At 38.7% G+C, this 22,275-nt stretch carries 14 protein-coding genes; 4 read left to right on the forward strand and 10 right to left on the reverse strand.

The annotated features are described in order from the left end of the window. Positions 1–216 precede the first annotated feature (216 nt). The 3 genes from ABN212_RS09405 to pepN all read right to left on the reverse strand — a co-directional run bounded on the left by ABN212_RS09405 (position 217) and on the right by pepN (position 4,817). Positions 217–768: a cell division protein ZapC gene (locus ABN212_RS09405; protein WP_196533064.1), complete on the reverse strand. Its 552-nt coding sequence runs from the start codon at positions 766–768 to the stop codon at positions 217–219. 218 nt (positions 769–986) lie between these two features. Continuing rightward, entirely contained in the window at positions 987–1,997 is a 1,011-nt protein-coding gene (gene pyrD, locus ABN212_RS09410; RefSeq protein ID WP_099074980.1) for a quinone-dependent dihydroorotate dehydrogenase, read from the reverse strand. 204 nt (positions 1,998–2,201) lie between these two features. Then, entirely contained in the window at positions 2,202–4,817 is a 2,616-nt protein-coding gene (gene pepN / locus ABN212_RS09415; protein WP_349443157.1) for an aminopeptidase N, read from the reverse strand. A 340-nt stretch (positions 4,818–5,157) separates the two neighbouring features. On the opposite strand from pepN, the gene pncB reads away from it, so the two are divergent. From pncB to ABN212_RS09435, 4 genes are all read left to right on the forward strand, one after another. Then, positions 5,158–6,372 (forward strand): nicotinate phosphoribosyltransferase, encoded by a 1,215-nt coding sequence (gene pncB / locus ABN212_RS09420; protein ID WP_349443158.1) that lies wholly within the window; start codon positions 5,158–5,160, stop codon positions 6,370–6,372. 257 nt (positions 6,373–6,629) lie between these two features. Then, the gene (asnS, locus tag ABN212_RS09425) at positions 6,630–8,030 is read left to right on the forward strand and encodes an asparagine--tRNA ligase (protein ID WP_160230120.1); all 1,401 of its coding nucleotides are present in this window, start codon (positions 6,630–6,632) and stop codon (positions 8,028–8,030) included. A 340-nt stretch (positions 8,031–8,370) separates the two neighbouring features. Continuing rightward, positions 8,371–9,468, forward strand: coding sequence for a porin (locus tag ABN212_RS09430; RefSeq protein WP_285714138.1), 1,098 nt, complete (start codon positions 8,371–8,373; stop codon positions 9,466–9,468). A 377-nt stretch (positions 9,469–9,845) separates the two neighbouring features. After that, positions 9,846–11,036, forward strand: a complete 1,191-nt coding sequence (locus ABN212_RS09435) for an amino acid aminotransferase (protein ID WP_198620511.1) — start codon at positions 9,846–9,848, stop codon at positions 11,034–11,036. Positions 11,037–11,190: 154 nt separating this feature from the next. Here ABN212_RS09435 and ABN212_RS09440 read toward each other — a convergent pair whose 3' ends face one another. The 7 genes from ABN212_RS09440 to mukF all read right to left on the reverse strand — a co-directional run bounded on the left by ABN212_RS09440 (position 11,191) and on the right by mukF (position 22,269). Beyond that, positions 11,191–11,841: an MBL fold metallo-hydrolase gene (locus tag ABN212_RS09440; protein ID WP_196533060.1), complete on the reverse strand. Its 651-nt coding sequence runs from the start codon at positions 11,839–11,841 to the stop codon at positions 11,191–11,193. A gap of 37 nt (positions 11,842–11,878) precedes the next feature. Continuing rightward, complete coding sequence (locus ABN212_RS09445; protein WP_198620510.1) at positions 11,879–12,427, reverse strand: DUF882 domain-containing protein; 549 nt, start codon at positions 12,425–12,427, stop codon at positions 11,879–11,881. A 329-nt stretch (positions 12,428–12,756) separates the two neighbouring features. Further along, positions 12,757–14,484 (reverse strand): L,D-transpeptidase, encoded by a 1,728-nt coding sequence (gene ldtD, locus ABN212_RS09450; RefSeq protein ID WP_349443159.1) that lies wholly within the window; start codon positions 14,482–14,484, stop codon positions 12,757–12,759. A 353-nt stretch (positions 14,485–14,837) separates the two neighbouring features. After that, positions 14,838–15,551 (reverse strand): acid phosphatase AphA, encoded by a 714-nt coding sequence (gene aphA, locus ABN212_RS09455; protein WP_109373533.1) that lies wholly within the window; start codon positions 15,549–15,551, stop codon positions 14,838–14,840. A 226-nt stretch (positions 15,552–15,777) separates the two neighbouring features. Continuing rightward, a complete protein-coding gene (mukB, locus tag ABN212_RS09460) occupies positions 15,778–20,238 on the reverse strand; it encodes a chromosome partition protein MukB (RefSeq protein ID WP_198620508.1) in 4,461 nt (1,486 codons plus the stop codon). Beyond that, positions 20,235–20,966 carry a chromosome partition protein MukE gene (gene mukE, locus ABN212_RS09465; RefSeq protein WP_109373531.1) on the reverse strand — a complete coding sequence of 244 codons (732 nt, stop codon included), beginning with the start codon at positions 20,964–20,966 and terminating at the stop codon, positions 20,235–20,237. Before mukE ends, mukB begins: the two co-directional genes overlap by 4 nt. Continuing rightward, positions 20,947–22,269: a chromosome partition protein MukF gene (mukF, locus tag ABN212_RS09470; protein WP_198620507.1), complete on the reverse strand. Its 1,323-nt coding sequence runs from the start codon at positions 22,267–22,269 to the stop codon at positions 20,947–20,949. The genes mukE and mukF overlap by 20 nt, the downstream gene beginning before the upstream one ends. Between the last annotated feature and the right edge of the window lie 6 nt (positions 22,270–22,275).

Below are 22,275 nucleotides of genomic sequence, written 5' to 3' on the forward strand. Positions count from 1 at the left end.
TTTATTTTAAATAAAACAGTTTATTTAATAAGAATTATCTTATTAAGAACTCAATAATGAATTATCAATAAACTCATTTTATTTTTTAGAAAAAGATTACAGAAAGAGAGTAATGAAGATTTGATTTTAGGGAGTATTGTTTGGGGTGAATTTGTTTTTAGAATGTTATAAATAATGAGTGACGATAAAAAGAGTAAGTCCTTTTTACTCTTTTTGTTAAATAACTTTCTCGTACAAAAATGATCCTGACTCTGACTCTTTATGGTAATTGCTTAACCTATCATTCATAATTTTTATTGGATCACAAAAATTAAGAGTTCTATCAAATAATGTTAACTGAGGTTGAGCTAATAAACATAAACAAGCTTGAGCCCCCACTTCAGTCACTAAAAAAAGAGCGGTTTCGCCTTCTTCTTTTAATGAGGCTTCTACCACTTGAGATAAATAAGGGTTGATTTGATTATTGTTAACTTCAAAATACCAACTCTTAGGCATCAGCGGCTTTAAAAAGCGATGGGCTATTAATGCATTTAAAGCTAATTCAGCTCTTGATTCTGATGGCATATCTATTTGTCGAATTTGCTCATCGTATCCATAATAAAGAGCTGCATCATCGACGGTAAAAGATGCTGATTGTCGAGCACTCTCACTCAACATTTTGCTTGGAAAGCGGGAACGAAAAACCATACCATTTGCTAAATCAAGCATTAATTTTTGTTGCTCAACATCAAAATACCAACGCCAGCGATCATCGGGTTTTATTATCACTAATTAATCCCCCTTCGATTCATTCCCTGTTTTATACTCTGATAAACAATCAAAATTAAATGACCTAAATAAAATATTTAATATCACCTAACAAAAACAGGATTCATTTTACTATTAATTAAGCACAATCAGTGCAATTTAATAAAAAATAACCAACTAGGGGCAATATAAACGAGTTAGGGGCAGAAGAAAAGCCCCTAACTCATTATTAAATGTATTTAGATATGATTAATTATAGATTTGATAAGTGCAGGACCTTGATAAATGAATCCTGAATAGACTTGAATTAGAGAAGCACCAGCATCCATTTTTTCTCTAGCTGCCGTTAGTGAATCAATTCCACCTACACCAATAATAGGTAATGCACCTTTTAATTCTTCATTTAATTGACGGATTATTTGTGTACTTTTTGATTGTACCGGACGACCACTTAATCCACCCGCTTCATTACAATGATTTAATCCACTCACTAATGATTTATCTAATGTGGTATTTGTCGCAATAACACCATCAATATGATGACGCACTAAGCTATCTGCAACTTGAATTAATTCTTCATGTGTTAAATCAGGCGCAATTTTAACTGCAACAGGAACATATTTTTGATATTTTCCTTGCAACTCTAATTGTTTATTTTTAATTGCTGATAGCAGATCGTCTAATGCTTCACCATATTGTAATGTACGCAAACCTGGGGTATTTGGTGATGAGATATTAATTGCGATATAACCAGCATGAGCATAGACTTTTTCCATACAAATCAGATAGTCATCTTTACCTTGCTCTACTGGGGTATCTTTATTTTTACCGATATTAATGCCCAGTACACCGCCATAACGGGATTGTTTTACATTTTCAATTAGGTTATCAACACCGAGATTATTAAATCCCATACGGTTAATTAAGCCTTCGGCTTCCACTAAGCGGAATAAACGAGGTTTATCATTTCCCACTTGAGGACGTGGTGTCACCGTGCCAACTTCAATAAAACCAAATCCCATTGCACCCAGTGCATCTATACAATCACCGTTTTTATCAAGACCGGCGGCAAGACCAAGTGGATTTTTAAATGAGAGTCCCATACAGGAAACAGGTTTAGAAGGAAGTGACTGCTGAATAAGAAATTGAAATGGGGAATGAGATAAACGTTTTAACTGACGGAAGGTAAAATCATGGGCACGTTCAGGATCTAGCCGAAACAATGCCTTCCTTACTAAGGAATAATACATACGATCTCCATTGAGAATATCGGGTATTAGGAATGATATGTCTACGACAATTTAAGCGTCGAGCATCATATAGATAAAAGCATGAAAAGTAAACGTTTCAATTTCACAATTCGCCATAAAAAATCCCCAGACTATGCTGGGGATCTGATTATCTTGCTGATTTTATACTATTTATTCACTCATAAAGTGATATAAAACATGATATTAATCAGCTAATGCTTTGGTGATTTTCTCATATAAATCGCCAGACAAATTCTCAAGTGCTTTCAGTTTTAATAACTCAGCACGCATTTTATCTTGGCGAGTTGCATCATAACGTTTTAAACGAATAAACGGCTCAATAAGGCGTGAAGCAACTTGTGGGTTGCGACTATTTAAGTCAGTCAGAATTTCTGTCAATAATAAATAACCAGAGCCATCTTCAGCATGGAATGCCACAGGATTATTATTCACAAATGCACCAATTAACGCCCGAGTACGATTAGGGTTTGCAAGTGTAAATGAGCGATGAGATAACAGACTACGTACTTTCTGTAACACCCCTTTTTCTGGGCTCATGGCTTGTAAACTAAACCATTTGTCCATCACTAAACCATCTTGATGCCATTTGTCATCGAACTCTTGTAGCAATGCATCTTTACAAGGTAACTGTGCCATCACTGCTGCATTCAATGCGGCAAGTGCATCCGTCATATTGTCACTGTTGTGATATTGCGCGTCGACAAGTTGATTACCTGTTTGCTCATTTTCAACTGCTAAATAAGCTAGACACACATTACGTAAATCACGTTTTGCAATATCATCATGATTAACACGATAAGCACCGATATGCATTGAATGATAAACAGCAGAGAACTCATCTGCCATTTCAGTTGCTAATGTTTTACGAATAAAACCAAGCGCTTTATGGATAGCAACTGGATCAATAATACTAAATGATTCACCCGCTTCGACATCTGTTGGTAATGTCAGAATAAGTGCAGCTAATGCAGGATCGATATCTTTATCAAGTAATACTGCACGGAAAGCATCAACCACCATTTCAGGCAGAATGCAGATTTCACCCTTTTGAACTCGAGCCACGTTTTCTTTTATATAGCGACCCAATAATGCTTGAGCAGCATCCCAACGTGAAAATGCATTACGTGCATATTTCATTAAGAAAGAGAGTTGCTCATCCGTAAATGGATAATCAAGTTTTACAGGCGCAGAGAACTCACGTAATAAAGATGGGATTGGTTTTTCTGGCACATCGTCAAAGACAAACTGCTGCTCTTCACGTACCACATTCAATACATTAGAAACAGTTTGACCTTGTGAACGCAGTGGGATCACATCGCCTTTGGTATCATATAATTCAATATCTAATGGAATATGTAATGGCTGCTTTTCAGTTTGATCGGCTGTCGGTGGCGTCATTTGACTAACAGTTAAAGTGTATTGCTTTTTATTAGCATTATAACTATCACGAACTGTCAGTTGTGGTGTACCTGATTGGCTATACCAACGACGGAATAAAGTAAGATCAACATTAGAAGCATCTTCCATTGCTTGAATAAAATCGTCGCAAGTTGCAGCACTGCCATCGTGACGATGAATATACATCTGCATGCCAGCTTGGAATTGCTCTTCGCCTAATACAGTGTGGATCATTCGGATCACTTCTGAACCTTTTTCATATACTGTTAAAGTATAGAAGTTGTTCATTTCGATCACACTATCAGGACGAATTGGGTGCGCCATTGGGCTTGCATCTTCTGCAAACTGAGCGGTACGCATCACGCGTACATTATTGATACGATTAACAGAACGAGAGCCTAAGTCAGAGCTAAATTCTTGATCACGGAAAACGGTTAAACCTTCTTTCAAGCTTAACTGGAACCAATCACGGCAAGTAATACGGTTACCTGTCCAGTTATGGAAATATTCATGCCCAATAACAGACTCAATACCTAAGTAATCTTTGTCAGTTGCCGTTTCACTTTTCGCTAGCACATATTTAGAGTTAAAGACATTCAGCCCTTTATTCTCCATTGCCCCCATATTAAAGAAATCAACAGCAACTATCATATAGATGTCGAGATCATATTCTAAATTAAAGCGAGCTTGATCCCATGCCATCGCATTTTTCAATGATGTCATTGCCCAATCTGCACGATCTAAATTACCTTTATCAACAAAAAGCTCTAAAGCAACTTCACGACCGCTTTTGGTGATAAAAGTATCTCGTAACACATCAAAATCACCCGCTACCACAGCAAATAAATAACTTGGTTTTGGATGTGGATCTTCCCATGTTACCCAATGACGACCATCATCCAGTTCACCTTGTGCAATACGGTTACCATTGGACAACAAATAAGGATACTGTTTTTTGTCTGCCGTGATTGTTGTGGTGTAACGAGCTAATACATCAGGTCTATCTAAATAGTAAGTAATATGGCGGAAGCCTTCAGCTTCACACTGTGTACATAATGCATCACCAGAAACATACAACCCTTCCAATGCGGTATTAGCTGATGGGTTAATCTCATTAACAATTTTTAATGTAAATTGTTCGGGCAGTTGTTCAATGATGAGTTTGCCGTTTTCTTCTTTATAGTGTGTCCAAGCAACATCATTCACTGCGATTGATTTTAATGTTAAATCTTCACCATCTAACACTAATGCTGTCGCATCTGAGTTTAAGCGTTTACATTGGCTTATCGCTGTAACCTGGGTGTTTTCTTTGTCTAAGATAAAATCAAGATGTAAATCGGTGATTGTGTAGTCAGGGGCACGATAATCTTTGCGAAATTTCGCGATTCTTTGTTGTGTCATAGAAAAAACCTTTTAGTTAACACGACTATTTAACGGTTATATTGCCAAAGCTTACTCGTCAAAAATCTGTTTAGCCAGTCGAATATTCAATTGAAACCATTAAAAGTCAACAGAATGTTAATAGTTTATTAATACATGTAATCAATTTATTTGGTAAATGATGCTAATATACTCCCAAATTATGTTTAACGTGGTAAACTCATCTAAGTTTTACAGCTTGTTTTTATGTCGCAGAGAAATATTGTTGAATAGTGACGCTTTGTTGTCATATTCGGGTATACTCTCCAACCTTAACGATTTAGCAGACATAAAAACGCTCCGTGAGGATGCTTGACGCGCTATGATTTTAGACGCTACACCGATTATTACATCACTGTTGGATACCGATGCATATAAGCTCCACATGCAACAAGCGGTTTACCACCATTATAGTGATATTCCTGTCGTTGCTGAGTTCCGCTGTCGGAGTGATGAACGTCTAGGTGAATATGCAATAACCTTACGCCATCAAGTTAATATGATGGCAGACTTGTCATTAACGAATGAAGAATTTGACTATCTTCAGAGCCTCCCCTTTTTCAAAAATGACTATCTGCAATGGTTTAAGCATTTTCGCTTTAAACCAGAACAAGTCCAAATTTCAACAATACCTGAAAACCAACTGTCGATAAGAATAACGGGGCCTTGGCGCGAAGTTATTCTATGGGAAGTTCCTTTGTTGGCTTTAGTGAGTGAAATTGTACATCGTGCTCGTTCTCCTCAAATCACGCCTGATGATGCAGTTAATCAACTACGTAAATTAATTGACATCTTCTACCGTGATGCGGCTGAACAACAGATTGACTTAGCTGATTTTAAATTAATGGATTTTGGTACTCGCCGCCGTTTCTCTTATGATGTGCAGTGTGCCATTGTGGATGAGCTGAAAAATCATTTCCCTTATCTTATTGGTACAAGTAACTATCATTTAGCTGAGCGTATGCATTTGGCTCCTGTGGGAACACAAGCTCACGAGTGGTTTCAAGCTCATCAGCAGATTAGCCCTGAACTGGCAAATAGCCAACGAGCAGCCTTGCAATCTTGGTTAGATGAATATCCAGATCAATTAGGTATTGCATTAACAGATTGCATTACAATGGATGCGTTTTTGCGTGATTTTGATAAAACCTTTGCAGAAAGCTACCAAGGTTTACGTCATGACTCAGGCGATCCGATTGAATGGGGTGAAAAAGCGATCGCGCATTATGAAAAATTGGGCATTGATCCCATGAGTAAAGTATTAGTCTTTTCTGATAGCCTCGATTTTCAAAAAGCACTCGTACTTTATAAGCATTTCCATAAGCGTATTCGTCTAATCTTTGGTATTGGTACTCGACTCACTTGTAACATACCTGAAATAACGCCTCTTAATATTGTGATTAAGCTGGTGGAGTGTAATGGTAAGCCAGTGGCTAAATTATCAGATAGCCCAGGTAAAACAATTTGTGACGATAATGACTTTGTTGACAAGCTACGCAAAGCCTTTGACGTTCCTCTTGTTAAACAGGCCTGTTAATTAGCTAAAAATCTTCATTAATAAAAGAAAGGGTAATAATTGCCCTTTCTTTTGTCATAACACCTGCCTTTATCAATATTTCACCTATTTTTATCAATTTATTTTATACAAAAGCTTTTCTCTTCTTTATTGACTCTTTAAACTAAAATTTCCTACTTGTTTCCTGCGCTATTGCAAGTAACATAGAAAAACTGTCCGACAGGGGCAGAGTGAATTAACCAAACAATTATTTTAATTAAACGAAGAGAGATTTATTTATGATCGTTGCGCCTGTAGTCGACGTACTGCAAGGCCGTATCGCGGTTGGCGAAGACGTCACCGTTCGCGGTTGGGTACGTACAAGAAGAGATTCAAAAGCTGGTATCTCATTCCTTACCGTCTATGACGGTTCCTGCTTTAATCCAGTACAGGCCATCATTAATAATAATTTACCGAATTATCAAGATGAAGTGCTGCACTTAACCACAGGCTGTTCTGTGGAAGTCACCGGTAAAATTGTTGAATCTCCGGGCCAGGGACAGAACTTTGAAATTCAAGCCACTCATGTTGTTGTGGTAGGAATGGTCGATGATCCGGAAACTTATCCGATGGCCGCCAAACGTCATAGTATTGAGTACCTACGTGAAGTTGCTCACCTTCGTCCTCGTACTAACTTAATTGGTGCGGTTGCTCGTGTTCGTCACACATTAGCACAAGCACTACATCGTTTCTTCGATGAACAAGGCTTCTTCTGGGTTTCTACGCCACTGATTACGGCGGCAGATACAGAAGGTGCAGGTGAAATGTTCCGCGTCTCTACATTAGATATGAACAACCTGCCACGCACAGATAAAGGCGAAGTCGATTTCAGTGAAGACTTTTTTGGCCGTGAAGCGTTTTTAACTGTTTCTGGTCAGCTAAATGGTGAAACTTACGCCTCTGCATTAAGCAAAGTGTACACCTTCGGCCCAACATTCCGTGCTGAAAACTCAAATACCAGTCGTCACCTCGCTGAATTCTGGATGGTAGAGCCTGAAGTAGCATTTGCTGATCTTAACGATATTGCAGCCCTTGCTGAAAAAATGCTGAAATACACCTTTGCAGCTGTATTAGCAGAGCGTAAAGATGATATGGAGTTCTTTGCACAACGTGTCGATAAAGACGCTATCACACGCTTAGAGAACTTTATTACCTCTGATTTTGCTCAAATTGACTATACCGATGCGGTCACTGTGCTTGAAAACTGTGGTGAGAAATTTGAAAACCCAGTTTACTGGGGTGTTGATCTCTCTTCTGAGCATGAGCGCTATCTTGCAGAGAAACACTTTAAAGCGCCTGTGGTTGTGAAAAACTATCCGAAAGATATCAAAGCATTCTATATGCGCATGAATGAAGATGGTAAAACAGTTGCAGCAATGGACGTGTTAGCGCCAGGAATTGGTGAAATCATCGGTGGTTCTCAACGTGAAGAGCGTTTAGATATGTTTGATAAACGTTTAGACGAAATGGGAATGAGCAAAGAAGACTACTGGTGGTATCGCGACCTGCGTCGTTATGGCACCGTACCTCACTCAGGATTTGGTTTAGGCTTTGAACGTTTAGTTGCTTATGTGACGGGTGTCGCAAACGTTCGTGAAGTTATTCCATTCCCACGTACACCAAGAAATGCTGATTTCTAATTTAGTGATTAATTAGTATTCAGCTAAAAATTTGCACTGCTGTTTTATTGCACAAGTTTAACTTAAGTGAAGAAGCCAACCACAAGGTTGGCTTTTTTTATGCATGGCTGTTATTTGATTCAAAAGTTCCCCTAAATACATACTTTGAAATACATAGTTACAATTTGTTACACTTTTTTCGTTTTTGTAGCAAATTGGGGGTAGATAAAATTTTTTACCAATGGAACACTGTCTCCCGACACAGACGACACTTAACTCTCATAAATAGTTCCATAAAAATTAAGAAACTATTTCTGGCAGTGGCAAAGGTGTCTGAATAACACCAATGAGGGTAATAATAATGATGAAGCGCAATCTTCTTGCAGTGGTAATCCCAGCTTTAATGTTTGCTGGTGCAGCAAACGCAGCTGAAATGTATAACAAAGACGGCAACAAAGTAGACATCTACGGTAAAGTTGACGTTCGTCATTACTTCGCTGATAAAGATTCACATGAAAGCGGTGACGCTTCTCGTGCACGTATCGGTTTCAAAGGCGAAACTCAAATCAATAAAGATTTAGTTGGTTTTGGTCGTTTTGAATACGAAGTTAAAACTAACAATACTGAAGGTAGCGAAGGTAATGCGAAAACTCGTTTCGCTTACGCTGGTTTTAAATTCGCTGACTACGGTTCAATGGACTTCGGTCGTAACTACGGTGTAATTTACGACACCAACGCATGGACAGACGTTCTGCCTTTATGGGGCGGCGACTCAATGTCACAAACTGACGTTTACATGACTGGTCGTACTGGCAACGTTCTGACTTACCGTAATACTGATATGTTTGGCTATGTTGATGGTTTAGGCTTTGCTCTGCAATACCAAGGTAAAAACAACGAAAACACCAACAATGCACGTCAAGGCTCAAAAGCTAATGGCGACGGTTTCGGTTTCTCTACAGCTTATAACTTAGGCTGGGGTGTAACACTGGGTGGTGGTTATTCTAACTCTGCTCGTACTTCTGCTCAACAAGATGGCGTTAATGCGACAGCTCGTGGTAGCCGTGCAGAAGCATGGAACTTCGGTGGTAAATTCGAAGCTAACAACGTTTACTTAGCAGCAATGTACGGTGAAACCCGTAACATGACTACTTATAAAGACGGTATCGCTAACAAAACTCAAAACATCGAGTTAACTGCACAGTATGACTTTAAAGATTTAGGTCTGAAACCATCTTTAGGTTATGTTCAATCTAAAGGTAAAGATTTAGATGCTAATGGTGCTTCACGCGTTTCTGATGCTGATTTAGTTAAATATATCTCTGTAGGTTCATTCTACAAATTTAACAAAAACATGACTGCAGTTGTTGATTATAAAATCAACCTGCTGAAATCTGATAATGCTTTAGGTCTGAACGACGACAACGTAGTTGGTTTAGGTCTGACTTATCAGTTCTAATTACCGCTTATAGGTAATTAAACAGTCAAGTTAATTGATTTGAAAAGCAACACTTCGGTGTTGCTTTTTTATTTATACAATTTAACCATCACAACACGCCATTTATTTATTCGCTTAAAAATATCCCCCCTTTTCTTTATTTTTCAAATTATCAAAAAGTTTATCACACTAAACAATTAGGTGTTTTTAGTGATAATTTTTACATGTTAATGTAATCACAGGATATTCACTTATTTACATCTTGATTTGCTATTTATTCTCACTTAGTTCACAACTTCTTGTTAATTTCACTACAAACAGTTGGCAAAAAGGCCTCATAGCGTTACTCTTGATACTCATATTTCGGCTTCGTTTTGAGCTTAGGGAACAATTACACTATGTTTGAGAAAATCATTGCTGCACCAGCCGATCCTATTCTGGGTTTAGCTGATAGTTTCCGTTCTGATCCTCGTGAAAACAAAATTAATTTAGGAATTGGTGTTTACAAGGATGAGACAGGCAAAACTCCTGTTTTAACCACTGTTAAGAAAGCAGAAAAATACCTGTTAGAAAACGAAACCACTAAAAACTACCTTCCTATTAGCGGTATCCCTGAATTTGGCAATGTGACCCAAGCACTTCTGTTTGGTGAACAACATCCTATTATCTCTGAAAAGCGCGCACGCACAGCTCAAGCACCGGGTGGTACTGGCGCTTTACGTATCGCCGCTGATTTCATTGCTCAGCAAACAACAGCAAAACGTGTCTGGATCAGTAATCCAACTTGGCCTAACCATAATAATATTTTCCAAACTGCAGGTCTTGAGATCTGTAATTATGATTATTATGATGCAGAAAATCGCGGGTTAGATTTTGAAGGCATGCTGGCAAGCCTTGCAAATGCACAGGCTGGCGACGTAGTGTTATTCCACGGATGCTGTCATAACCCAAGCGGTATTGATCCAACAGAAGAACAATGGCGCCAACTCGCAGCCTTATCAGCAGAAAAAGGCTGGCTACCTGTCTTTGACTTTGCATACCAAGGTTTTGCGCGTGGTCTTGAAGAGGATGCCCAAGGCTTACGCCTCTTTACAGAAAAAAATCCTGAGCTTATTGTCGCAAGTTCGTACTCTAAAAATTTCGGCCTTTATAATGAGCGTGTAGGCGCATGTACTATTGTCACAAAAGACAGTGAGACTGCGGAAAAAGCCTTTAGCCAAGCAAAAGCCATTATTCGTGCAAACTACTCTAACCCACCAGCACACGGCGCTTCAGTGGTAACGACGATTCTTTCTAACCCAGAGTTAAAAGAAGAGTGGATTGAAGAACTCACAACCATGCGTGAACGTATTCAGCGTATGCGTCAATTGTTAGTAACAACGCTACAAGAAAAAGGCGCCAAGCAAGACTTTAGCTTTATTATTGACCAAAATGGGATGTTCTCATTTAGTGGTTTAAATAAAGAGCAAGTTGAGCGTTTACGTGCTGAATATGGTATTTATATCGTGGGTTCAGGCCGTATTAACGTTGCAGGTTTAACCCTTGAGAATATGGTTCCACTGTGCGAAGCCATTGTTGCTGTACTCTAATTGCCTTCTAAAGTGTAATTAAGATAAATGCCATGTTATTAAATAACATGGCATTTTTATTGATATAAAAGAAAGATAAACCACACTTTTTTTATTCATAAAAAAAGCCCTTTATAATAAAGAGCTTTTCGTCAATTAATGGATATTATCAGTATTACCAGATTGGCATTTCATCTTGTAAAAAAGGATTATATTGGCGTTCATGCCCTAAATTAGACATAGGACCATGTCCCGGAATAAACAGATAATCATCGCCTAAAGGTAATACTTTATTTTTGATTGAAGCAATAAGATCGGCATGGTTTCCACGAGGGAAATCAGTACGACCAATGCTTTCTTTGAATAACACATCTCCCATAGAGATAAGTTTATTCTGATGATTAACAAAAATAACATGTCCTGGAGTATGACCAGGGCAATGTAAGACAGATAACGAAATTGTTTTACCTATCGTGACGGTATCACCTTCATTTAACCAACTATCTGGTGTAAATGATTTTCCGCAAGGGAAATTAAACATACGGCACTGTTGTTCTAATTCTTCTAATAAGAAATTATCATCTTTATGAGGACCGTAAACAGGGACATTGAAGTGCTCAACAATTTGTGAGGTGCCTGCAATATGATCAAAGTGTCCGTGTGTTAATAATACTTTGGTCAATGTTAATTGGCGTTCTTCTATTTCTGCAATTAACGTTTCAACATCACCACCGGGATCAACAATTGCTGCTTCCTTCGTTTCATCACACCAAATAAGGGTGCAATTTTGCATATAGTTTGTCACAGGTACAATGTGATACATCATGAATCACTCCACTCTTTATTATCTAATTCTCAATAGATTACCATGAGCGGACAGGCCCTGTATCAATATGTACAAAATTACTTTTTGGATAATAGCCTACACCACCTGCTTTCATTCTTAATGCAACTTGACGCACTTTAGAAAGATCAGTGCCGACTAAACGAAAATCCATTGCTTGACCACGCGTGTGATAGCTCTTCTTTGCCACTCCGCTACTACTATGACGTAGATTATTATTTGTCACTAAAGAACGATAACCTGAAATAAGCTCAACGGGTTTATTGTTATTAAGCATTACTTGCAATAAGTAGATTTGGTCAAACAGTGCAGGATCTATCGTTTTTATTTTGTTTTGACGGTAATCTCTAAAGAGATGATTTAGTTTAGCAAGCTCATGTTTATTATAACGTTTTCCATCAAAAAACTCGGCTTTAATAGTTTCACCTGTATTTAAATTATTAAAGCGAAGGATTTTTGGACGAGGTGTCGCTAGTGAAGCAAATGCATGAGAAGGTAATAACCCTAACCCCACTGCGGCCATACCAAGCCCCAGCCATTTACGGCGATGTGAATCAATAATATCCATAGTATATGCACTCAAAAAATTATTTCAGGAAGAAGAACCTTTATTATGACAATATTTTTCTCGAATTGTTTCTTACAGTTTGTATAGTATTGTAAATAACACTTCATTTCAATTTAATGCCATTAGTAATTTTATAAGTTTAGTTATTTATACTAAATTCCATTTTTATCATTCTATTTTTAATGGAAATTTTAAAAATATTTTATAATTTATTATATTTTTAATTACCCTATTAATAATCATAAGAGAATAATTTCATCTTATTGATTTATATAAAAATAAAGGATAGCCAAATTAGCTACCCTTTATTCAATTTATATTTATTTATATCACAAGTATTTCTTAATATTCTCTAAATAAGGTTGTGCATTAGTCGTGGCTTTGTCATAACCATAAATATCTGCACGATATTGAGGTGCATTTTCCTGAGCCACCCATGCTGTTTGATAATATAAATAAACCGGAATACGTTCAGGAATTGGCGCATATTGTGTTGAACCACGTTTTAGTGCCGCATCAATTCTATCTTGTTTCCATCCCGCATCGCCCAATAAAATTGAAGCAAGTTCAGAGGCTTTATTAACACGAATACAGCCTGAACTGATTGCCCTCATATTTTTTGAAAACAGTGAATGATTTGGTGTGTCGTGCAGATATATCGCATCTGAATTTGGCATATTAAATTTATAACGGCCTAATGAGTTTGTTGGTCCCGGAGCCTGCCAAATTCGGTAAGGGAAGTTATTAGCACTCATATTTTGCCAATCAATATCGTAAGGGTTAATAGGATAAGCATCATTTCCCCACCCTGAATAAATGGTATATCCCTTACGACTAAAGTAACTAGGATCTGCTTTACCTCTAGGCACAATATCTTTACGAGTCATGCTTGTTGGCACATTCCAAGGTGGGTTAACCACAACATTATTTAGTGCACTACTCATAATCGGTGTTTTTCTATCTGGGCGACCGACAATGACTTTTGAGTCGAGAATAAGCTCGTTATTGGCATAAAAATAGAGCGAGAAATCAGGAATATTAACCCAAATTCCAGTATCACCAATGGCTGGCGTCAGGCGAAGACGTTGAATATTTAATGCCATAATGCTAGCGCGCTGTGCTGGTGTTATATTTAACCACACTCGCGTTTGTCGCCCAATAACACCATCCGGCTCTAATCCATGAGCAGTTTGAAATAATTTAACAGCCGCAACTAAAGGCGCATCATAAACGGTTGTCACAATTTCCTGCTCATTCGCTGCCAACTCAGGAATTAATTTTAAATTACGTAAAATCTGTCTCAGCGGTACAACTTCTTGTGATGATTGATTTGGCTTTAATGATGTTGTTCCTTTCATTTCTGGCCAAACAACTGAACTATGTAACTGCTTTCGCACTTCCTCTTTCATTAAGGCGTAATAAGGATGAGACGGTGCATAAGAAATAACAAAGCTACCTAAGGTGTTATTTTGAATATTTTGCTGTAATTCCACGACTGACTTATCAGTTGGTGATGGTAATGTTTGCATCACATCACGATACAGTAAAGATATACCTGATTTATTTACTTGCTCAACAAAACTGATATAGCCTAAAAAAGCATCTGATAAAATAAGGTCGCGTGCTTCTTTTGTTAATTCAGGCGACTCTAGTTGTATTAACCATTGCCCAAATTGAGGTTGGGTTCCCGACATCGCCACTTCAGCAATTTGTTGCTGTAATTGCTGTACTGTTTTTTCATCTTGCCAGATTAATGCTAAATCACTTGCTTGGTAAACTTTCACTAACTGGTTTAAATATAACGGTTTATATCCCGTTGAGCTCCATGATTGTAGTTTTGTTCTTACTGCTAACTCAGTCAATTGTGGAACCTTCATAACTACAATTGCAGGTGCTGGCATAACTTCACTAGTGACAGGAACTAATGTTGCGTTTTCTATTTCGGGTGTAGATAAAGTCACCGATTCTGTTTCTGTGGCTATTGCATAATGACCAGAAAGGAGTGTACCTATAACAACTGAATATGCGATTGCTCTTTTAATTGGTTGATGCGCCATAAATCCTCTACCCTCATTCCTTATTATTATTTTGGTATCCTAGAATATTAGATGAGCTAGGCAAAGAGTTTTATAGGAATAAACTAATATTTTTAAAGTTTTGTAAGCCCCTGATAGAAATTTGGTTTTATTTAATCAAAAAAAGACTATCTAGCTGCTTTTATATTCAAATATATAATTTAAATTAAAGATACAATAAAAGAACAAAAAATAGACATATTGAAAATAAGCATTCAGGAAATAATAAAGAATTGTGAATAGATAAATAAGATTATTTAAATGGAAGGTATTTTAAAATAGAAAAAGGCGCAGTTTCCTACGCCTTACAAATAAAGGTAAACAAAGGGTAAAGATTAATACTCTGAATTGATAACAACTTCTTCACCAAACTGGCCTGCTTTTGGCAGTGGTTGGTAAGAAGAGTTAGCCGCACGCAGAATACGAATACCACGGATATTCAGTTCATCTGCAGCTGCGATATCAGCATCAGCATCACCGTAGTAAATTTTCAGTTTATGATCACGCATCCAGCTTACTTTGTTATTTGCGCCAGGTTGGTCACCAGCAAAAATAACCGGCTGCATTTTATCAGCAGGAATGTTTAAGCCTTCTTGTACATATTTGGTCACAGTCTCAGTTTTAGTTTGAGTACGACCAGTAATGAAATAAACAGTATCCCCACGTTTTAGGTGCATCTGAACAAGATCGATACCGACTTGTTTAGGCATACTGAATTTATCCCACTCATTATTCATTTTGTTCCAGAATTCTGGGTTTTTCAGGTAGCTGAAATCGTTTGGAGAGTATTCTAGTTTACCACGGTAGAAACCAGGGCTTGAGAACAGAACGGTGTCATCAATATCAAAACCAACCGCCATCGGTGCTTGACCTGCAAGGCTTTTTTCAATATCAGCAACAGAAACCCAATGAATTGGTTGTTGTTGTGCAAGTTGTGCAACAGTAACACCTGGGCTAACAACTTCTGGTAGATGTACTTTTGCCATTGCTGCGCCGTTTAAGCTTAACGCTAAAGCAATTGCACTAAAAGCTAACGTGACTTTACGCATTCTTTTTCCTTTAAATTTTTATATTAATCACATACGGGAACAATCATAAACATCATGATTACATTTAAATGAGATATGGCGCACGTTATACCACTTAAAATTTCATTTTTTTGTTAATTTGCTTTCATTTTTTGATCTATGTAACACTTTGAAAAAAGAAGGCGCTATAAGCATAAGCCCGTAGCGCCTTTATTCTTGCCCGTTTGAGGCTAATAATGGGATAAAATTATTCTGTTATTTCAGCAACATTTGATGATCCGATTTTATCTTTTTCAGCCTGTTGACCAAAACCTTTTAAGCCAACAACATGTACATGTTCAGTGCCGTTGAACACTTTACGCACTAATTTATAGGTTGTTCCTTTTTCTGGGCTGATATTTTCTGGTGCCGCAATAATTAACTGCATATCAAGACGGTCGCAAAGCTCAAATAACGTTGCAATAGATTTCGCATCTAAACGCGCAGCTTCATCGAGGAAGAGTAAACGACAAGGAGAGATATCTTTTCCTCTTAAACGTCGCGATTCTTCTTCCCAGCTTTGTACCACCATAACCAGAATTGACATCCCCGTACCAATCGCTTCACCTGTTGATAAAGCACCACTTTCTGCTTTTAACCAACCTTCTGGTCCACGATTAACTTCAACATCCATTTCAAGGTAATTACGGTAATCTAACAGCTCTTCACCCACGGTTTGTGGCATACGTTGACCAATGTCCACTTGAGGGTTTAAACGCTGATAAAGCTTCGCCATTGCTTCAGAGAAAGTAAGGTTTTGGTTTTTAAATAGATCTTGATACTGGTTATCTTCTTCAGATAACACATCCAATAACACTTGATGACTTTCACGAATATTGACGTTGAGTCGGACACCTCGCACCTGACCAAATGAAACTGCTTGTAAACCTTGGTTTAACATACGGATACGATTTTGCTCACGCTGAATAGTTTTACGAATAATATTCGCGACACTTCGTGAACTAATCGCTAATTTTTGCTCACGACTAGTTAACTCTTCAGTTAAGCGAGCAAGTTCGATTTCCATCTGTTCAATTGCATCAACCGGATCATCAGTTTTAATGATGTCTTGACGAATACGTTCCCTTAAATGCTGGTATACCGCAATAAAGAACTGAACTTTACGATCTGGATATTTCGCATCTTCTGAGCGACGTAACGCATCACGTAAATATTCATTATCAGCAACCGCTTGGCGTAAAGCACCTAACGCTTTATCCGACATTGAACGTAGCTCATCAGCAGAAAGATAAGCAAAATCTCGTCGATGTAAGCGACGCTCCATACCATTTTCTTTCACTAATCGCATAACCGCGCACCAACCCGCTTTTGCACTCACAACATGCTCACGAATTTGAACGTAATCACGCTCAAGTTTACGAATTTTCTTGGTGAGATTATCTCGCTCTGCTTCACTCAATGCGATATCACGCTCAAGTTGACTAATACGAGTACGGTTTGCACTTACCGCAGAATAGCGCTGGTCACGTAGCTCTTTTGCTCTTGTTTCAGCACCAACATCAATCTGGATACCCGTATCACTCATCTCTTGCTCAAGCTCTCTGAGCAATTCAGATTTAGTGTCAAAAGAGCTTTTTAATGAGGCAAGCACTTGATTAAATTGAGCACATTGAGCTTGTTGCTGACGATAAAGTTCTCTTGCCGTAGCACGTTCTGTTTCTGCCATCTCTAAACGGTGACGTAGCTTCTCGTTAAGATCACTATTTTCACTGACAATCTCAACGGCATCACTATAACTAAAGTGTGGGCGACGCTGTACCACTTCCACCAGTAAGAAAGCTTGTTGCTGATAACGTTGTTGCTCTGCTTTTGCTTGCTCGTAATCTTGCGCTAATTGTTCATGCGCTTGTGGATCACTTTGCAAGATTGAAGCGATAGGCTCTAATGCTGCTAATGCTTTTTCGTGACGCTGTAAGTAACGCATTGACTCTTCAGCGGCATACAGCTCTTCGCGTAACTCTTCAACACGATCAATCAGAGTTTCATCCATCAAGATATTAACTTGAGGAATAAGTTTATTAAGAAGATTCAGCGATTCTTTAGTACGTGCATAATGTTGACGCTGTTGTTGAGTACTCTCTTCGTATTGCGCTAACGCTCTTTCTAGCTCGTTACGTCGTTGATTAAGCTGGCGAATATTCTCTTCAGGATCAGCCTCAAATGCCACAGAAATATGTTGTCCCACAAACTGACTAAAGGCATGGTGGGCACGTTGGATCTTCTGTACATCAAAAGCTTGTGTTGCGTAAAGCTCAGAAAGTTCATCACGCTGACGCGATAAAATTTCTAATTGATTTTCACGCGCAGCACGACCAAAAAGCGGAATTTCAGGGTAGCGAGAATAACGCCATTGTCTATCAGTACTTTTGATAAGAACCGCTTTATCCATCTCTTGAGCATTAAATACACTATCATCGAAAGATTGTGGGTCACCTTCGATAAAATAGAGATCTTCAGGGCAATCTTCTAATGTTTCTAATTGTTCCTGAATCAACGAGAGATCTTGCACAACAATTGCGTGACGTGCAGGGCCATATAATGCAGAGAAATAAGGCGCATCGTCTAACGTAATATCATCATAAATTTCTGATAATAAAACACCATTAAAACGTTCCGCTAATGTAATTAAACGTCCGTCTTCTGCACCACTTGGCTGACTTAAACGTTCAATTTGTGCTTCAATCTGCTGTTTACGAGTTGCAGTTTCATCACGTAATACGGTTGCTTCACGCTCTTTCTCAAGTAACTGTTGCATATATTCTGTTACTTGATGACCCGTTTCAAAAGATTGACGAGTCTGTTCACATAATTGTGTTAACGCATCTTGTGCAGCAAGCCATGCGGGTGCTTGTTTTTTCAGCTTTTCAATTTGTTGTTTAAGTTGATCCAGCTCTTGGCGCATTTGCATGCGGTGTTCGCCAGACTCATTAACATAATCGCTAAGCTCTTCAATTTTGGCTTCTAACTCATCTTGAAGAATTAACAAATCATCAGGCTCCATCGACTTGCCATGATGTTTGTTAAACTCTTCAAGCTGGCGCTCTGCACTATTTCGTTGATGCAGGCGTTGCTCTAATTCTGCCAACTGCATGCGAATAGGATGAACCCTATCCGCTTGATGTCGATGAGAAGACCATTCACGTAATGCTGTTTTTGCCGCATCCCATGCATTTTGACGTTCAACCTCACCTACAATTGAACTTACCAGTTTATAGGCTTGATCAAATTGCGTTTTAGCCGCTTCAGAAACATTGAGTTTCTGTTCCATAGAGAGTAATGAATGCGTAATGTTTTGAATTTTGGCTTGAATACGTTCAGCCCATTGTTCAGCATTTTTCTCGTCTAAATCCGCAATATCACACTGTGCTTTAGCGCGCTCTAACGCTTGTACAGCTTGACGATATTGAATAGCACGCGTCTGTTGTACGTCTAATGCTTGTTGATAATCTGCCAACTGATTTTTCAGTTCATCAACTTCTTCTTCAGCAGACTCCACGCGCGCTTCAAGCTCTTCTTTCTTAGAAGCTGCTTCTTCAACAACTTCACTTTGTTCTTCTAAGCGAAAAGTGATTTCTTCGACATCGGCAACATAGCGGTCAATTTTTTCTTGTTGGCGAACCGCATTTTGCACTAAGTTTAGTCGGTCGCTTGCCGCTTGATAATCGGCTTCAAGATCAGAAGATAACGCTTGTTGCTCTTCTAGCTCTTTTCCCATTTCAACAAAACGATACGCTTCGTTATTAATGGATTTACGCTGACTCCATAATTCACGACGTACTTCTAAAGCTTCATCAAGATGAACACGTCGTTCGTTAGCATGGCGCATATAGTCAGCTGCAACATAAGATGTCGCTTCTGTAATTAAATGCTTAAATAAGTCACGATCAGATTGAGTGACTCGAATAGCTTCAAGCGTCATTCGGTTTTCACGTAATGCGCCTTCCATATCTTGGAAAGCTTTTCTTACACCACTATTCTCAGGTAGTAAATAATCACGTAAAGAGCGTGTAATCGCACTTGAAATACCGCCATACAATGAGGCTTCAATTAAACGATAGAATTTGGCACGATCACTTGCTGAGCGTAAACGTTTAGGAATAACCCCTAAATCAAACATCACCGCGTGGAAATCAGTGATAGAGTTAAATTGTCTAAAAACAACCCCATCAATGGCTTCAACTTTTTCTTTTAATTCATTAAGCGGTAAAACACGGGCTTGGCGATCTGCAACAGCTTGCGTTAAAATTTCTGTTGGATTTTCTGCCATTGGCAGCCCTTGGATCATAAAGGGTTTGATATCAACTTTCTTATCACGTCCTGCAATTTGCTGTAAGCGAACACCGACCACAGCACGTAAGTGACGCGAGTTGATCACATCTAATACGGCATAACACACACCAGGGCGCAATTTCCCGTATAACCCTTTATCACGAGATCCACTTGTCGATCCTGCTTCTGTGGTATTACGGAAATGAAGCAAAGTAAGATCAGGGATCATAGCTGTGATAAATGCAGCCATAGTGGTTGATTTACCCGCACCATTACCACCTGATAACGTAGTCACCAACTCATCTAAATCAAAAGTACGAGCAAAGAACCCATTCCAGTTGATAAGTGTTAATGAGCGAAATTTTCCCCGTTCAATCATTTATTTTCTCCCTCCGCATCATCTTCACTGGATTGTAATTGCTCATCTTCATTTTCTTCATCGTCGTTAAGTGTTTCTGAGCTATCTTCAAGCGCCATTGCTTCACCATCACGGATCATGCGCATTTGAGCCTCAAGCGGATTATCACCACTACGCACATCTGCACCAAAACGGAAAACAGATTCTGTGATCGAGAAACGCTGCATATCATTTAATAAGAATGAAATCATGCCTAAACGACGTAAACGATTTAACGAGGTTCTTATTTTTTCTTGTAATTTTTGCAAATCAAGATCAGAACCTGTTGAGCGTTGATTCACTAAACGTAAAAGTTTGGTTTCATCTGCTAATGTTCTTAATTCATCGAACAGCTCTTGAACGGTGAATATTCCCTGATTGGCTAACCGCTCAGGGCTAAGGTAGAGATAACAAAGAATTTTTCCCACCAGCATATCCATTTCAGAGAGGACAGAGCGTGGAATAAGTGTGGTTGAACGCGGTCGCAAATAGAAGAATCCTTCTGGCGCTCGGATTAATTCGACGTTATAACGCGCATAAAAGTCTGATAACTCATCTTGAAAATCCATCAAAAAAGCATGATTATCCAGAGAGTCTATACCGATATGTCGACCTGCACGTAACTGGCTATCCAGTTCAGGAAAAAGTGAGTTCGCTAATGCCTGCGCCAGTTTTGCTGGCATAAATTGTTCAGTATGTATCGATGACATGCGCTTGTACCTTAGCTCCATATTCGTTAATTTCTGACCATTTTGCAGGTAATCCTGCGAGCTCAGCTTTCGCTACACCTAATCGTACTGCTTGATCAATGACAATACGTGCAACATCGAAATGTTTCTGTTGCGGATAACGATTAAGATATTCAACTAACACTGAACTGAGATCTAATGCTCTTTGTTCTAATTTGTAAGAAGCAAGCTCTTGCTCTACCCATTGCGCTATCTGTTCGTTCACTTCACTGAACATTTGATATTCAAGCTCTTCGGGTAACTCACCCGTGACTTCTTCATCACGTAGAACCAGTTCTTCATCACGCATATCAAACAACCGATCAGCATTAGCGTAAGTTAATGCCCACGGGTTGTCGAAATAGGTTTGTACGGATTGACGTAAACGGCGAGAGAAAATACGATTTTTATCCATATCAATCGCTGTACGAATAAATTTATGGACATGTCTGTCGTATCCAATCCATAAATCAATAGATTGCTGACCCCAACTAATAATGCGGTCTAACTTACTTTGAAGTTCAAATACTAATGTATCTATTTGCTCAACATGGCCCGTATTCATGTTTGCTTCCTGAATACGTAAGAGATTGGCTTGAAGTTTGTCGCCAGCTGCTTCAAGCGTATCTTGTAGCTCTCTTAATGTACCAGATGTTTCAGATAACAGCTGTTCACAGCTTGAAATAGCCGCTTGCCAATCTTGGTTTAATAACGCAGCAATATCTTCTTTTACTGTATTTTGCTGCTCATCCATAATTCGCTGAGATAAATCAATGCTATCGAAAATTTCCGCCACTGAATACTTTAGAGGCGCGAAAACATTACGATGCCAATGATATTCATCACCGCCGTCTTCAGCAGAGCTTGCCGCTGAATCAAGCTCACCCGCCACAATAGAAAGTTGCATAGATAAGCGCAATGATGAAAATTCGCGTTGGCGAATATAGTAATCACTAATTCCAATACCCAACGGGGTTAAACGGTATATTGCATTACCTTCTACCAATTCACTGGTAAAACGGTTAAAAAGCCGCTGCTTTACCATGTCATTAATGGCATTATTCGCGCGAACTTGTATTGATTCTGCTGGTTGTTCGAAGCCTTTACACACTTCCCTAAAGGCATCAATTAACTCCCCTTCACTGATTTCGCCATCAAGGCGCTCGCTGTTTAATACAGCGACAGCCATCAAAAAAGCTAATCTTTCTGGTGGCAGTGAGATTGAGAAATCATTTTTTCTCGCCCAAGACACTAACTCAGGAACGGTCTGGGTAAAATCACTCATAGTACA

This window comes from Proteus genomosp. 6 (genome assembly GCF_040139785.1).
In the GTDB taxonomy this organism is placed as follows: Bacteria; Pseudomonadota; Gammaproteobacteria; order Enterobacterales; family Enterobacteriaceae; genus Proteus.

What these genes read in the sequence shown, in the direction of transcription:
- pyrD (WP_099074980.1), bottom strand. Translation starts at nt 1,997, where the DNA reads ATGTATTATTCCTTAGTAAGGAAGGCATTGTTTCGGCTAGATCCTGAA.
- pepN (WP_349443157.1), bottom strand. Translation starts at nt 4,817, where the DNA reads ATGACACAACAAAGAATCGCGAAATTTCGCAAAGATTATCGTGCCCCT.
- pncB (WP_349443158.1), top strand. Translation starts at nt 5,158, where the DNA reads ATGATTTTAGACGCTACACCGATTATTACATCACTGTTGGATACCGAT.
- asnS (WP_160230120.1), top strand. Translation starts at nt 6,630, where the DNA reads ATGATCGTTGCGCCTGTAGTCGACGTACTGCAAGGCCGTATCGCGGTT.
- ABN212_RS09430 (WP_285714138.1), top strand. Translation starts at nt 8,371, where the DNA reads ATGATGAAGCGCAATCTTCTTGCAGTGGTAATCCCAGCTTTAATGTTT.
- ABN212_RS09435 (WP_198620511.1), top strand. Translation starts at nt 9,846, where the DNA reads ATGTTTGAGAAAATCATTGCTGCACCAGCCGATCCTATTCTGGGTTTA.
- ABN212_RS09440 (WP_196533060.1), bottom strand. Translation starts at nt 11,841, where the DNA reads ATGATGTATCACATTGTACCTGTGACAAACTATATGCAAAATTGCACC.
- ABN212_RS09445 (WP_198620510.1), bottom strand. Translation starts at nt 12,427, where the DNA reads ATGGATATTATTGATTCACATCGCCGTAAATGGCTGGGGCTTGGTATG.
- ldtD (WP_349443159.1), bottom strand. Translation starts at nt 14,484, where the DNA reads ATGGCGCATCAACCAATTAAAAGAGCAATCGCATATTCAGTTGTTATA.
- aphA (WP_109373533.1), bottom strand. Translation starts at nt 15,551, where the DNA reads ATGCGTAAAGTCACGTTAGCTTTTAGTGCAATTGCTTTAGCGTTAAGC.
- mukB (WP_198620508.1), bottom strand. Translation starts at nt 20,238, where the DNA reads ATGATTGAACGGGGAAAATTTCGCTCATTAACACTTATCAACTGGAAT.
- mukE (WP_109373531.1), bottom strand. Translation starts at nt 20,966, where the DNA reads ATGTCATCGATACATACTGAACAATTTATGCCAGCAAAACTGGCGCAG.
- mukF (WP_198620507.1), bottom strand. Translation starts at nt 22,269, where the DNA reads ATGAGTGATTTTACCCAGACCGTTCCTGAGTTAGTGTCTTGGGCGAGA.